General features: G+C 70.7%; 12 protein-coding genes, 1 tRNA gene and 2 pseudogenes. 11 read left to right on the top strand and 4 right to left on the bottom strand.

All coding sequences use genetic code 11. From position 1 onward, the window contains the following. The first annotated feature begins 14 nt into the window (after positions 1–14). Positions 15–1,085 (top strand): hypothetical protein, encoded by a 1,071-nt coding sequence (locus AB0D93_RS12255; protein ID WP_362117319.1) that lies wholly within the window; start codon positions 15–17, stop codon positions 1,083–1,085. A 72-nt stretch (positions 1,086–1,157) separates the two neighbouring features. Here AB0D93_RS12255 and AB0D93_RS12250 read toward each other — a convergent pair whose 3' ends face one another. Beyond that, positions 1,158–2,246, bottom strand: coding sequence for a M48 family metallopeptidase (locus tag AB0D93_RS12250; RefSeq protein ID WP_362117316.1), 1,089 nt, complete (start codon positions 2,244–2,246; stop codon positions 1,158–1,160). 102 nt (positions 2,247–2,348) lie between these two features. Between AB0D93_RS12250 and AB0D93_RS12245 the strand changes: the two genes are divergently transcribed. The 7 genes from AB0D93_RS12245 (at position 2,349) to AB0D93_RS12215 (ending at position 6,724) form a co-directional block, all read left to right on the top strand. Further along, the gene (locus AB0D93_RS12245; protein ID WP_362117313.1) at positions 2,349–2,513 is read left to right on the top strand and encodes a hypothetical protein; all 165 of its coding nucleotides are present in this window, start codon (positions 2,349–2,351) and stop codon (positions 2,511–2,513) included. A 121-nt stretch (positions 2,514–2,634) separates the two neighbouring features. Then, the gene (locus AB0D93_RS12240) at positions 2,635–2,790 is read left to right on the top strand and encodes a hypothetical protein (RefSeq protein ID WP_362117310.1); all 156 of its coding nucleotides are present in this window, start codon (positions 2,635–2,637) and stop codon (positions 2,788–2,790) included. Positions 2,791–2,846: 56 nt separating this feature from the next. Then, positions 2,847–3,542 carry a nicotinate-nucleotide adenylyltransferase gene (gene nadD, locus AB0D93_RS12235; RefSeq protein WP_362117307.1) on the top strand — a complete coding sequence of 232 codons (696 nt, stop codon included), beginning with the start codon at positions 2,847–2,849 and terminating at the stop codon, positions 3,540–3,542. Between the two features lie 16 nt (positions 3,543–3,558). Continuing rightward, positions 3,559–5,322: a LytR C-terminal domain-containing protein gene (locus AB0D93_RS12230; RefSeq protein WP_362117304.1), complete on the top strand. Its 1,764-nt coding sequence runs from the start codon at positions 3,559–3,561 to the stop codon at positions 5,320–5,322. 100 nt (positions 5,323–5,422) lie between these two features. Continuing rightward, positions 5,423–5,866 (top strand): ribosome silencing factor, encoded by a 444-nt coding sequence (gene rsfS / locus AB0D93_RS12225; protein WP_362117301.1) that lies wholly within the window; start codon positions 5,423–5,425, stop codon positions 5,864–5,866. After that, the gene (locus AB0D93_RS12220) at positions 5,866–6,534 is read left to right on the top strand and encodes a histidine phosphatase family protein (protein ID WP_362117298.1); all 669 of its coding nucleotides are present in this window, start codon (positions 5,866–5,868) and stop codon (positions 6,532–6,534) included. The genes rsfS and AB0D93_RS12220 overlap by 1 nt, the downstream gene beginning before the upstream one ends. Positions 6,535–6,651: 117 nt before the next feature. Further along, positions 6,652–6,724: transfer RNA gene (locus AB0D93_RS12215), tRNA-Ala, on the top strand. Positions 6,725–6,778: 54 nt separating this feature from the next. Here the strand turns inward: AB0D93_RS12215 and AB0D93_RS12210 are convergent. After that, positions 6,779–7,735, bottom strand: a complete 957-nt coding sequence (locus tag AB0D93_RS12210) for a helix-turn-helix transcriptional regulator (protein ID WP_362117295.1) — start codon at positions 7,733–7,735, stop codon at positions 6,779–6,781. Positions 7,736–8,035: 300 nt separating this feature from the next. On the opposite strand from AB0D93_RS12210, the pseudogene AB0D93_RS12205 reads away from it, so the two are divergent. After that, a pseudogene (locus tag AB0D93_RS12205) lies at positions 8,036–8,554 on the top strand (MFS transporter); the annotation flags it as partial. A 62-nt stretch (positions 8,555–8,616) separates the two neighbouring features. Here AB0D93_RS12205 and AB0D93_RS12200 read toward each other — a convergent pair. Together AB0D93_RS12200 and AB0D93_RS12195 are read right to left on the bottom strand one after the other, a co-directional pair. Continuing rightward, positions 8,617–9,054 (bottom strand): annotated as a pseudogene (locus AB0D93_RS12200) (DUF2199 domain-containing protein); the annotation flags it as partial. A gap of 7 nt (positions 9,055–9,061) precedes the next feature. Beyond that, entirely contained in the window at positions 9,062–9,520 is a 459-nt protein-coding gene (locus AB0D93_RS12195; protein WP_362117292.1) for a MarR family transcriptional regulator, read from the bottom strand. Between the two features lie 186 nt (positions 9,521–9,706). Here AB0D93_RS12195 and AB0D93_RS12190 point away from each other — a divergent pair, with 186 nt between their 5' ends. Both AB0D93_RS12190 and AB0D93_RS12185 read left to right on the top strand, forming a co-directional pair. Then, positions 9,707–10,672, top strand: a complete 966-nt coding sequence (locus AB0D93_RS12190) for an alpha/beta hydrolase (protein ID WP_362117289.1) — start codon at positions 9,707–9,709, stop codon at positions 10,670–10,672. Positions 10,673–10,790: 118 nt separating this feature from the next. Then, a complete protein-coding gene (locus tag AB0D93_RS12185; RefSeq protein WP_362117286.1) occupies positions 10,791–11,867 on the top strand; it encodes an alpha/beta hydrolase in 1,077 nt (358 codons plus the stop codon). Positions 11,868–12,200 lie beyond the last annotated feature (333 nt).

Genomic DNA, 12,200 nt, shown 5'->3' with positions numbered 1-12,200 from the left:
CCTACTCTGAAAGTATGGGCGGGCCAGGAGACCCACCGGAGGGCACACCCGAGGGCGGCCCCGGAGGTGGCGAGGACGAATACCGATCCGTCGTGTTCGACGAATCGTTCGTCCGCGCTGCCCGCCTCCAGGAGTACTCCGCCGAGGAGCGGATGGCCGACCACGCGCCCGCCGTACGCCGCCGCCCGCCCCTGCACCGCGGGCTCACCCGGCAGGCCCTGATCCTCGTCCTGCTGATCGCCGTCGCCTTCGCCACCGCGATCTACATGGGCGTCCGCCACCCTTACGGCCCCCCGCAGACCAGGCGCCCCGTCGAGCCCCTGCGGATGACGGTGATCCCGCTGGCCCCCACGAGCAAGGTGCCGGGCGCCGCCGACGCCGAGAGCCTGTACGCGCACAGCCCGGCCGCCCAGTTCGAGGTCGGTGCCGAGGGCATACCGCTGCCGGCCTCCCGCAGCACCGCCCACTTCTCCGACAGCCAGGTGGTGACCGCGCTCACCACGGCCAAGGACTACATCGTCCGCTCCTCGCTCTACCCCGAGGTGCTGACCGGCCGTGAGGTCCGTCCCGCCCGGTCCCTCCTCGACGCCGACCAACTCGACCAGTTCGACCAGAGCTTCGACCACCCGGCGGCGGACGGACGGCACGCCCCCACCGGCTGGCTGGTCCGCCTCGACCCCTCGCGCGCCCAGCTCGCCGACGACCGGATCCGCGTCCAGGGCGACCTCGCCGCCAGTGAGAGCGACTCGGGCGCGCTGGAGGTCACCGCAGACCACACCTTCGTCTACGCGCTGCGTCCCACCGGCGCCGCGGCGAACGCACCCGTGTCCCTGTTCACCGTCCGCCGCGAGCTGACCTTCCGCTTCACCCGCGACGACCTGCGCACCCACCAGGTCCAGCTGGTCACGTCCTACGTCCAGGCGGGTCCCCTCGCCTGCGCCGAGGACTCCACCGCCTACCTCCGCCCCCTCCTGGCCGGCCAGACGGCCCACACCGGCGGGCCCGCGGGCACCGACCCCTATGAGACGGACAGCCCCACCGCCCTGTGCGGGACGCTGGCCACCGGGGCCGAGCCGAAGGTGTGAGCGGGGAGGGAAGGCGGCACCACCACCGGACCCCGCCGGCGTGGGACGAGCACCGTCGCGGCGGTGACGACGTCAGCCCTCCTGAGGCGCGTCCGCCGGGCCCTCCTGCGCCGGGGGCGGGCTGCGGAAGCCGTCGAAGCCGCGGCGGACCCGGCCGCTCAGGTCGCCCGCGCCGCCCGCGAGATCCGTGACCAGCTTCATCAGCGGGTCCTTGGAGGCCTTCACATCGCTCGCGTAGCTCGCCGCCGACTCCCGGAAGGAGTCGCTGACCGAGGTGTCCTTGTCCTCGTCGCGCCTCGGGTAGTGGCCGTCCATGATCCGCTGGAAGTCCCGGGACTCGGCCCACTTCTTCAGCTCGGCCGCACGGATCGTGGCGAAGGGGTGCGAGCGGGGCAGCACGTTCAGGATCTTCAGCACCGAGTCGCGCAGATCGCCCCCGGACTCGTACTCCTCGGCCTGCTCCAGGAACGCGTCCACGTTCATCTCGTGCAGGTGGTTACCGCCCGCGATCTTCATCAGGCCGCGCATGGAGGCCCGCACGTCCTGCCCCACCAGCAGCCCCGCCCGGTCCGCCGACAGCTCCGACTTGCGGAACCACTCCCTGAGCGCCGTGATGATCGCCATGACCGCGAAGTTGCCCAGCGGGATCCAGGCGACCTTCAGCGCGAGGCTGGTCAGGAACAGCAGGATCGTGCGGTACACCGAGTGCCCGGACAGCGCGTGGCCCACCTCGTGTCCGACGACCGCGCGCATCTCCTCCTCGTCGAGGAGTTCCACGAGCCCCGTGGTGACCACGATGATCGGCTCGTCCAGGCCGATGCACATCGCGTTCGGCTGCGGATCCTGGTTGACGTACATCGGCGGGACCTTCTCCAGGTCCAGGATGTAACAGGAGTCCAGCAGCATGTCGTGCAGGTGCTGGAACTGCCGCTCGGAGACGCGCACCGAGTCGGACAGGAAGAGCAGCCTCAGGCTCCGCTCGGGCAGCAGCCCGCTGAGGGCCTTGAAGACGGTGTCGAATCCGCTCAGCTTGCGCAGCGCGACCAGGGCCGAGCGGTCGGCCGGGTGCTCGTAGGCACGCGAGGAGATCCCCGGGAAGCGCCTGCGCTGCCTGCTCGGCACGCGCTCGTGCCCCGTGTGCTGCTGGCCGTCGTCGGACATGACTTCCCCCATGTGCGTGTGAGTGCCCACTGTGCCCCCGAGGCGGAGCCCAGCCTAGGCGGAGATACCGTGGACGGGCAGTACAGCCGAAGGAGTCCAGTCATGGAGCACCACCCCGCAGCCGCCTGGCTGACCGAGGCCGCGACGAGCGCCGTCCAACAGCACGGGTCGGGCAATCTGCTCCGTATCGTCCTGATCGTGATGGTCCTGGGCTGTGTACTGACCGCATGGTTCCTGCTGCGCGGCTACAAGCGGAAGGACGACTGACGGCCCGCGAAAGTTCCAGCGCTCGTCCTCAACGGCGGAGTCGGCGTGATCGCCGCGGAGCCGCCCGCTTACGATGAGCCGACATCTTTATCCCGCCCACACGCGTTAGGTCCTGCCGAAGATGAGCCTTCACAGCGCCGCAGCCCCGTTGGTCAACCTCGCCGAAGCCGAGGGCGGCCACCACACCAGCCTCAACCCGGCCGTCACCGGTGGCAGCGCCCTGGTCATCCTGCTCCTCCTGCTGTGGATCACCACCCGCTTCAACCGCGACCGCTGAGCAGGGACCCCGTCCCCGGCCGGACGTCCGAGACCGGGCCGGTAGGGTCTGCACGCATGGGAGAGCAGGACATGCCTACCGGTCCGGCGCGCGAGACGGCCGACGACCCGGTGAAGCGCCCGCGGTACCGGCAGTTCCGGCCGGGCCACGGCCCCGCCCACACGGGCAAGCGACGTCTCGGCGTCATGGGCGGGACCTTCGACCCGATCCACCACGGGCACCTCGTGGCGGCCAGCGAGGTCGCCGCGCAGTTCCAGCTGGACGAGGTGGTGTTCGTGCCCACCGGCCAGCCCTGGCAGAAGTCCCACCGCAAGGTCTCCCCGGCCGAGGACCGCTACCTGATGACGGTCATCGCGACCGCCGAGAACCCGCAGTTCTCCGTCAGTCGCATCGACATCGACCGCGGCGGCCCCACCTACACCGTGGACACGCTGCGCGACCTGCGCGCGCTCAACCCCGACACGGACCTGTTCTTCATCACCGGCGCAGACGCCCTCGCCCAGCTGCTGACCTGGCGGGACAGCGAGGAGCTGTTCTCCCTCGCCCATTTCATCGGCGTCACCCGGCCCGGCCACCACCTGACCGACCCGGGCCTTCCCGAAGGCGGTGTCTCGCTCGTCGAGGTGCCCGCGCTGGCCATCTCCTCCACGGACTGCCGTGCGAGAGTCGCCAAGGGAGACCCCATCTGGTACATGGTGCCGGACGGAGTCGTGCGCTACATCGACAAGCGCGAGCTGTACCGCGGCGAGTGAGCCGAGAGGGGCACCGGTGAACGACCGATACGACGCGGGTGAGGCCGGCTACGGCGCAGGCCCGTACGAACTCGTCGGCTACGACGAGTACGGCCAGCCCATGTACCGGCAGGTCCCGGCACAACAGGCACCGCAGGCTCAGCAGGCGACCTACGACCCGTACGCCCAGCAGCAGGGCTACGGCTACGACCCGTACGCCACCGGCCAGCCGCCGCCGGTGCCTCCCTCCTACGCCACCGGCCAGCCGCCGCCGGTGCCTCCCTCCTACGACACCGGCCGCAGGCCGCCCGCGTACGACGGCTACGGCACCCAGGCCCCGTACGACCCCTACGGCACCGGCCCCCAGCACCCCGTCGGCCACGACCCCTACGGGCAGACCGCGACCAGCGGGCAGCAGCCCCGGGTCACCGGGCAGACCGCCCACATCCCGCAGCAGGCCGGCCCCGCGCAGGACCCGCACGCCCCGGCGCGGCCCGCGGAACCGCGGGACGACGGCGAACGGGACTACCACACCGAGCAGTTCGCGTTCGTCGAGGAGCCGGACGGCGACTCCGAAGACGTCATCGACTGGCTGAAGTTCACCGAGAACCGCACCGAACGCCGCGAGGAGGCCCGCCGCCGCGCCCGCAGCCGGATCATCGCCCTCCTGGTCGTCCTCGCCCTCGTCGCCGTCGGTGGCGTCGGCTACCTCTGGTACGCCGGCAAGCTGCCCGGCCTGACCTCCTCCGGCTCCAAGCCCGGCGCGGCCACGCCGGTCAGCGCCCAGAAACGCGACGTGATCGTCGTCCACCTGCACAACACCGGCAAGGGCGGCACCTCCACGGCGCTCCTCGTCGACAACACCACCACCAAGCAGGGCAGCACCGTGCTGCTGCCCAACTCGCTCGCACTGAGCGACGACGACGGCTCCACGACGACCCTCGCCAAGTCGGTGGACGACGACGGCGCCTCCGGCACCCGCGACCAGCTCGACACCGTCCTCGGCACCAACATCCAGGGCACCTGGCGTCTCGACACCCCCTACCTGCAGAACCTGGTCGACCTGGTCGGAAACATCGACGTCGACACCAACACCGACGTGCCCGACCCGGACGCCAAGAAGAAGGGCAGCGAGCCCATCGTCCACAAGGGCAGCGCCCAGACCCTCAGCGGCAAGATGGCCGTCGCCTACGCCACGTACCGCGCCGCCGGCGAGGCCCAGAACGCCCAGCTGGAGCGGTTCGGCCAGGTCATGCAGGGCGTGTTGCGCAAGCTGTCCTCGGACCCGTCGTCCGCCACGACCACCGTGCAGACCCTCGCGCAGATCCTCGATCCGCCGCTCACCGACAAGGACCTGGGCACCTTCCTCGCCAGGCTCGCCGACCTCGCCAAGACCGGCGACTACAAGACCGCCCTGCTGCCCGTGCAGGCCGACGGCACCCTGAGCGCGAAGACCAGCGACAGCGTGGTGAAGGACATCCTCGGCGGCACCGCCAAGAGTCCCGACGCCGGCTCCGCGGTCCGGGTCTCCGTGCAGAACGCCACGGGTGTGAAGGACGACACCGAGAAGGCCCGCGTGGTGCTGCTCAACGGCGGCTTCACCTTCCTGGAGGGCGGTAGCGCCTCCGGCGCCCAGGCCGCCTCGAAGGTGGTCTACTCGGACGCCGCCCACAAGTCGGACGCCGCCGAGGTAGCCAAGACCCTCGGTCTGCCCGCCGGCTCCGTGGCCAAGGGAACGGTCACCTCCGGAGCCGACGTCTCGGTCGTCCTCGGGCAGGACTACAAGCCCGCCGTCTCCTGACCGGGCCCGCGCACCCCACGTGCCGCTCTTATCGCGTGGGGTGCGCCGGTCGGTCCGTGAGACCCTTGAGGTCCAGTGACCGCCGACCGAAAGCTTCGTAGTGACCGCCACCGACCGTTCTCTTGAGCTCATCAACACCGCCGCCCAGGCGGCGGCCGACAAGCTCGCCCACGACGTCATCGCCTACGACGTCAGCGACGTGCTGTCGATCACGGACGCCTTCCTGCTGGCCTCAGCGCCGAACGACCGCCAGGTCAGGGCCATCGTCGACGAGATCGAAGAGCGCCTGCTGAAGGAACTCGGCGCCAAGCCGGTGCGCCGCGAGGGCGACCGCGAGTCCCGCTGGATCCTGCTCGACTACGTCGACATCGTCGTCCACGTGCAGCACAGCGAGGAGCGCGTCTTCTACGCCCTGGAGCGGCTGTGGAAGGACTGCCCCGAGCTCGAGCTGCCCGCCGACGCCAAGGCCACCCGGGGCAAGGCGGAGGAGCACGCCAGGCTGCAGGCCGCCGAGGCCGAGCAGGAGCCGGGCGGGGAGTGGTGATGAGCTCCACCGGTGAGGTGACCGACCGCAAGGACCGTGGTCGCCGGATCATCCTGTGGCGGCACGGGCAGACCGCCTGGAACGTCGAGCGTCGCTTCCAGGGCAGCACGGACGTCGCGCTGACCGAGACCGGCATCGGCCAGGCCCGCCGCGCCGCCCGGCTGCTGGCCTCCCTGCGGCCCGACGCGATCATCTCCTCGGACCTGCAGCGGGCGTCGAACACGGCCGCCGAGCTGGCCACCCTCACCGGCCTCGACATCACCCGCGAGGAGGGCCTGCGCGAGACGTACGCGGGCGTGTGGCAGGGGCTGACGCACGAGGAGATCATCGCCCGCTACGGCGAGGAGTACGCCGCCTGGAAGCGCGGCGAGGCCGTACGCCGCGGCGGCGGCGAACTGGAGACCGAGGTCGCCGACCGTGCCGCACCCGTCGTGCTGCGGCACGCCGAGAAGCTGCCCGAGGACGGCACCCTCGTCGTCGTCAGCCACGGCGGCACCATCCGCACCACCATCGGCCGGCTCCTCGGCCTGGAGGCCCGGCACTGGGAGAGCCTCGGCGGCCTCTCCAACTGCTGCTGGTCCGTGCTCGGCGAAGGCGCGCGCGGCTGGCGGCTGCTGGAGCACAACGCGGGCACCCTGCCGGAGCCCGTCCTCGGCGACGACGACTGAGCTTCGAAGGCTCACCGGCCCCCGGATTTCACTTTCTGGCAGGTCACAGGCTAAAGTTCTTCTTGTTCGCCCCGCCGAGCGGGAAGCGAGACACCATGCGGCTTCGCTGCATGGCAAGGGGCTATAGCTCAGTTGGTAGAGCGCCTGCATGGCATGCAGGAGGTCAGGAGTTCAATTCTCCTTAGCTCCACTGGTCGACACTCTGTTGAGTTGTCAAAGATCGGTGATGAAGGTCCCGTCCCCGTCAGGGGGCGGGATTTTCTGTGTTCCAGCGGCGGATGACGTCCTCTGCCTCCTCGTCCTCGTGTGCCGGGGGCCACAGCCGCTCCCGTCGCTCCCGCAGCAGCTCGACCTTCTCGCGCGATGCCTCGTCCTCCGGGGTGTAGACCACGATCCGGCACTCGGGCATCCCGTCGATGGACAGCGACTGCGAGGTCATCCGCATCTCGCCCACCGCCGGGTGCCGGAACGTCTTCACCCGCGGTCCCGGAAGCACCACCTCACCGCTCGCCCACAGCTCCGCGAACCAGGGGCTCGCCGCGGAAAGGGCGCGTATGTAGTCCTCCCACGCCGGCTCGCCGACATGTCTGCCGTACGCCGACCGCAGCGTCGCCACCATCAGCGGCAGCTCACGCTCCCGCCACACCACGGGGCAGGCGTGTGCCGGCAGGGTGAACAGCGTCCACAGCACGTTCGGCAGGCCGATGCCGAGGGCCTCCGGCACCACGAACAGGTCGCGGTAGGCCGCGTTGGTGGCCAGGACGTCGTAGCGCGCGTTGTAGACCACCGCGAGCAGCGGGTTCAGGGCGTCGAGGATGCCCTGGACTTCCGGCCCGATCCGGCGGGTCAGGGACTCCCGGTCCGGCGCGAAGGCCACCTCCGCCAGCCGGTACAGATGCTCCCGCTCCGGGGCGTCCAGCCGCAGCGTGCGGGCGACCGCGTCCAGCACCTGCGGCGAGGCGTTGATCGGCCGGCCCTGCTCCAGCCACGTGTACCAGGTCACGCCCACGCCGGAGAGCTGTGCGACCTCCTCACGGCGCAGCCCGGGTGTGCGCCGCCGCAGGCCCGGTGGCATCCCCACGTCGGCCGGTGTCACCCGGGCGCGCCTGCTGCGCAGGAAGGCGGCCAGCTCCGGCCTGCGGCGCTGGGCGCTCGCCGCCCGCGTCGACCTGTGCGTCGTGTTCCCCGTGTCCGTCGTCATCGTCCGTCCCCCGTCCCCGTCGTCCCGTCCTCATCGTCGGCACCCGGACCGGGCCCTGCCAGGTGCTGGCAGTACCAGCATCGACGGGCACTCGGCACCGGTACCGGACCGTCGTCACGCTCGGTTGGCATGACGACGACATCCCGGACCGGGCCGGGCACCGAGCCCGTTCCGAACCCTGCGACCAGTGAAGCACCTGCCACTGACAGTCACCGACCGACCGCCGGCCGACCCGATTCATCCATCACGGACAGTGAAGCACCCGCCACTGACAACCGGCCCCGGCTGCTGCTCGCGGTCCTGCTCACCGCCCTGTTCATGTCGGCTCTCGACGCCTTCATCGTGAACGTCGCCGCCCCGACGATCGGTTCCGGGCTCCATGCCTCGGGCGCCGACCTGCAGCTGATCGTCGCCGGCTACACCATCTCCTACGCCGTGCTGCTGATCACCGGCGCCCGGCTCGGCGACCGGCTCGGCCACGGCCGGGTCCACCTCGCCGGCGTCGCCCTGTTCACCGCGGCCTCGCTCGCCTGCGGACTGGCGCAGGGGGCGACCGAACTGATCGTCTTCCGGCTGGTGCAGGGCGCCGGTGCGGCGCTGGCCATCCCGCAGGTGCTGAGCCTGATCCAGCGCACCTTCACCGGCGAGGCCAGGGCCCGGGCGCTCGGCGGCTACGCGGCGGTCCTCGCCGTCGGCGCGGCGGCCGGGCAGGTCGTGGGCGGGTTGCTGGTCAGTGCCGATCTGTTCGGCACCGGCTGGCGGCCGGTGTTCCTGGTCAACGTGCCGGTGGGTGCCCTGCTGCTCGTGCTCGGCCGCCGGTGTGACTGAGCGCGATAGTTGGCCCGTCTGGCCAAGTAGTTGCTCAGATCCGCGCCCGCAAGTCAGCCGCCGTGGAGCACAGCCGCCGCAATCTCCCGCACGCGGTCCAGGGTGATCCCGGTGCGCTGTTCGACGGCGAGGGGATGGTCGGTGGGCTCGAGCTCGACGAAGGGGCGCTCACCGAACGGGCGGGTGTGCACGTGCGTTTTCAGATTGAGGGTGGCCGGGTAGACCGGTAGGTCGGTGGTGAGCCAGCCGAAGCACGGCTTCTCAGCCTCGCGGCCGGGGGTGTCCAACAGGTCCGCAGTCTTGGAGAAGCTTTCGCGGCTAAGCGAGACCCAGACGCCCCAGGAGAACACCTCGTCACTGCCGATGACCGGTATCTCGATCATGTCCTTGACGAAGTAGTGCTGTTCGCGGACCACGCACTGGTCCGCGAACAGCAGGCAGTCATCGGCGTCGGCGAAGGCCGGATTCCACACGGCCGGAGCCTCGGCCGTGTTGTTCTCAGTCGTGGGTGACGTTCTCGGTGAGCAGGCGGAGCAAGTGCTTTGCGGTGGCGTCCTGCTCGGGGGTCAGACCCATGGCCTCGCCGATGGCCAGCGGGACGGCGCGGGCCTTCTCCTGAAGGTCCGCGCCGGCTGGGGTGAGGCGTACGGCGACGGAGCGTTCGTCCTCGGCGCGTCGTTCGCGGCGAATCAGGCCACCGGCCTCAAGGCGCTTGAGGAGCGGCGAAAGGGTGCTGGATTCCAGCTGGAGCGCCGTGCCCAGCTCCCGTACGGAGACCGAGCCCTGCTCCCACAACACCAGCATGACGAGGTACTGCGGGTAGGTCAGCCCCAGCTCGTCCAGCAGTGGACGGTAGCGGGTCGTGACCGCCCGCGAGGCCGCGTACAGGGCGAAGCAGAGCTGGTCCTGAAGCAGCAGCGAACCTACTGCGGCGTCGTCGCGCGTGTTCTGGCCCATGAGCGCCGTCCTTACCTCTGGTGATCGGCCAGGCACATCCTACCCATTCCAAGCGTCCTCGACTATGTCTTGTTCGATTCAGTTGTGCGCGACTAAATCGAGCGCTACGGTGTTCTCGTGACCGCCGAACGGCCGGACACATCCCTCGCCGAGGCTGCCGCCCCGGCATCAGCCCAAGGAGTCCCCATGCCCGAGAACATCACCGGCCCCGTACTGGAACCGGCCGCCGCCGCGTTCGCCGAGGCCACCGCCAACCCGCCGTATCTGTTCGACCTCGGTCCGGTCGAGGGCCGCAAGGCGGTCAATGAGGTCCAGTCCGGCGACATCGCCAAGCCCGAGATCGCTGAGGAGTGGGTGACCGTGCAGGGCGGGCCCACCGGCACCGTCCGGGCGCGCATCGTCCGTCCCGTCGGCGCCGCCGGCCGGCTGCCCGTTGTCCTCTACATCCACGGTGCGGGCTGGGTCTTCGGCAACGCCCACACCCACGACCGCCTGGTGCGCGAACTCGCCGTCGGCGCGAACGCCGCGGTCGTCTTCCCCGAGTACGACCTCTCCCCCGAGGCGCGCTACCCCGTCGCGATCGAGCAGAACTACGCCGTCGCCCGCTGGGTCGTGGAGCAGGGTTCGGCGAAGGGCCTGGACGCCAGCCGGATCGCGGTGGCCGGGGACTCGGTGGGCGGCAACATGGCCGCCGCGCTGACCCTGATGGCCAAGCAGCGCGGTGACGTTCCCCTGGTGCAGCAGGTGCTGTTCTACCCGGTCACCGACGCGAGCTTCGACACCGCCTCCTACCACCAGTTCGCGACCGGCTACTTCCTGCGCCGGGACGCCATGCAGTGGTTCTGGGACCAGTACACGACCGACGCGGCCGAACGCGCCCAGATCACCGCCTCTCCGCTGCGCGCCACGACCGAGCAGCTCACCGGTCTGCCCCCGGCCCTGGTCATCACCGGCGAGGCCGACGTGCTGCGCGACGAGGGCGAGGCATACGCGGGCAAGCTCCGCCAGGCCGGCGTCCCCGTCACGGCCGTCCGCTACCAGGGCGTCATCCACGACTTCGTCATGCTCAACGCCCTGCGCGAGACCCACGCCGCCGAAGCCGCCATCAACCAGGCCATCGACACACTGCGCACCGCACTCGGCACCGCCTGAGCGCGCTCAGCCACATCCGGCGCCCGTAACACCCCCGCACTACACCCGGCCGGACCGCCCGGGTCCCGCCTCCGTACCCGCGTGGCGTGCGCCCTGCGCCGCGCACCAGGAGTTCCCCATGCGCACCGCACCTGTCCGAATCAACCGCAAGATCGCAGTCGCCGCAGCAGCCGCCCTCATCGCCGGGGTAACCATCACCGCCCACGCGTCGGCCTCACCCGCTGCACCGTCCGCCACCACAACCGCCCCGGTGCTGGAAAAGGACGCCCAGGCGTTCGCCGACGCGGCCGCGAAGAACCCGCCCATCTACACCCTGTCCTACGGCGACGCCCGCAAGGCACTCGACAGCGCCCAGGCCGGCCCTGCGGACAAGCTCCCGGCGGACATCAGCCACCGCACCCTCAAGGTGGGACCCACCGGCGAGGTGACCATCCGGATCGTCCGTCCCGCCGGAGTGAGCGGCAAGCTCCCGGCCGTCATGTACTTCCATGGCGGCGGCTGGGTCCTCGGCAACGAGAACACCCACGACCGGCTGGTGCGGCAGATCGCCAACGGCGCCCGCGCTGCGGTCATCTTCGTCGACTACACGCCCTCGCCCGAGGCGCGTTACCCCATCGCCATCGAGCAGGCGTACGCGGCCACCAAGTGGGTCGCCGAGCACGGTGACGAGATCAATGTCGACGGCTCCCGGATCGCCGTCGCCGGCGACAGTGTCGGCGGCAACATGACCGCCGCCGTCACCCTCATGGCCAAGCAGCGCCGCGGCCCTGCCCTGCGCGAGCAGGTGCTCTTCTACCCGGTCACCGATGCCAACTTCAACACGGCCTCCTACCGGGAGTTCGCCGACGGACCCTGGCTGACCCGCAAGGCCATGAAGTGGTTCTGGGACGCCTACGCCCCCAACGCCAAGGACCGCAAGCAGATCCTCGCCTCGCCACTGCGCGCGAGCCTCAACCAGCTCGAAGGCCTGCCCAAGGCCCTGGTCATCACCGACGAGGCCGACGTCCTGCGCGACGAGGGCGAGGCGTACGCCGCCAAGCTCCGCGCCGCCGGCAACGACATCACCACCGTCCGCTACCAGGGCACCATCCACGACTTCGCCATGCTCAACGCCCTCGCCCACACCAACGCCGCCAAGGCAGCCGTCGACCAGGCCAGCCACTTCCTCTACACCGGCCTTCACAGCGGCTCCTGACGCCCGCTCCAGAGCGGACCGGCTCCGGCAGTGCCGCCGAGCCCGGTCCCGCGGGGAGCGTGAGGACCAGTCCGACCCCCGCCGGCGCACGGGACGGCGCCGCCACGGACGCGGCCTTCGCCCAGCCGCAGCCGGGCTGCAGAGCCAGTGGGACGTGGTCCGCAGCCCGCCCGCTGCCCCAAAGACCCAGAGAAGTATCAGAGATGCCGCCGCGCTCTTCCCGGATCCGCTAACTTATGCAGCACCAGCGGCCCGACGGCACGGTCACCGTGCCCGAGGTGCTGCGGCGCTGGGGGCTGCCGGAGGTGCTGGGCAGGCCGTGAGCCACCGGCC

This window comes from Streptomyces sp. NPDC048191, assembly GCF_040652655.1.
Lineage (GTDB): Bacteria > Actinomycetota > Actinomycetes > Streptomycetales > Streptomycetaceae > Streptomyces.
Note: the sequence above shows the minus strand (reverse complement) of the source record. Positions and strands in the feature narration are given on the sequence as shown.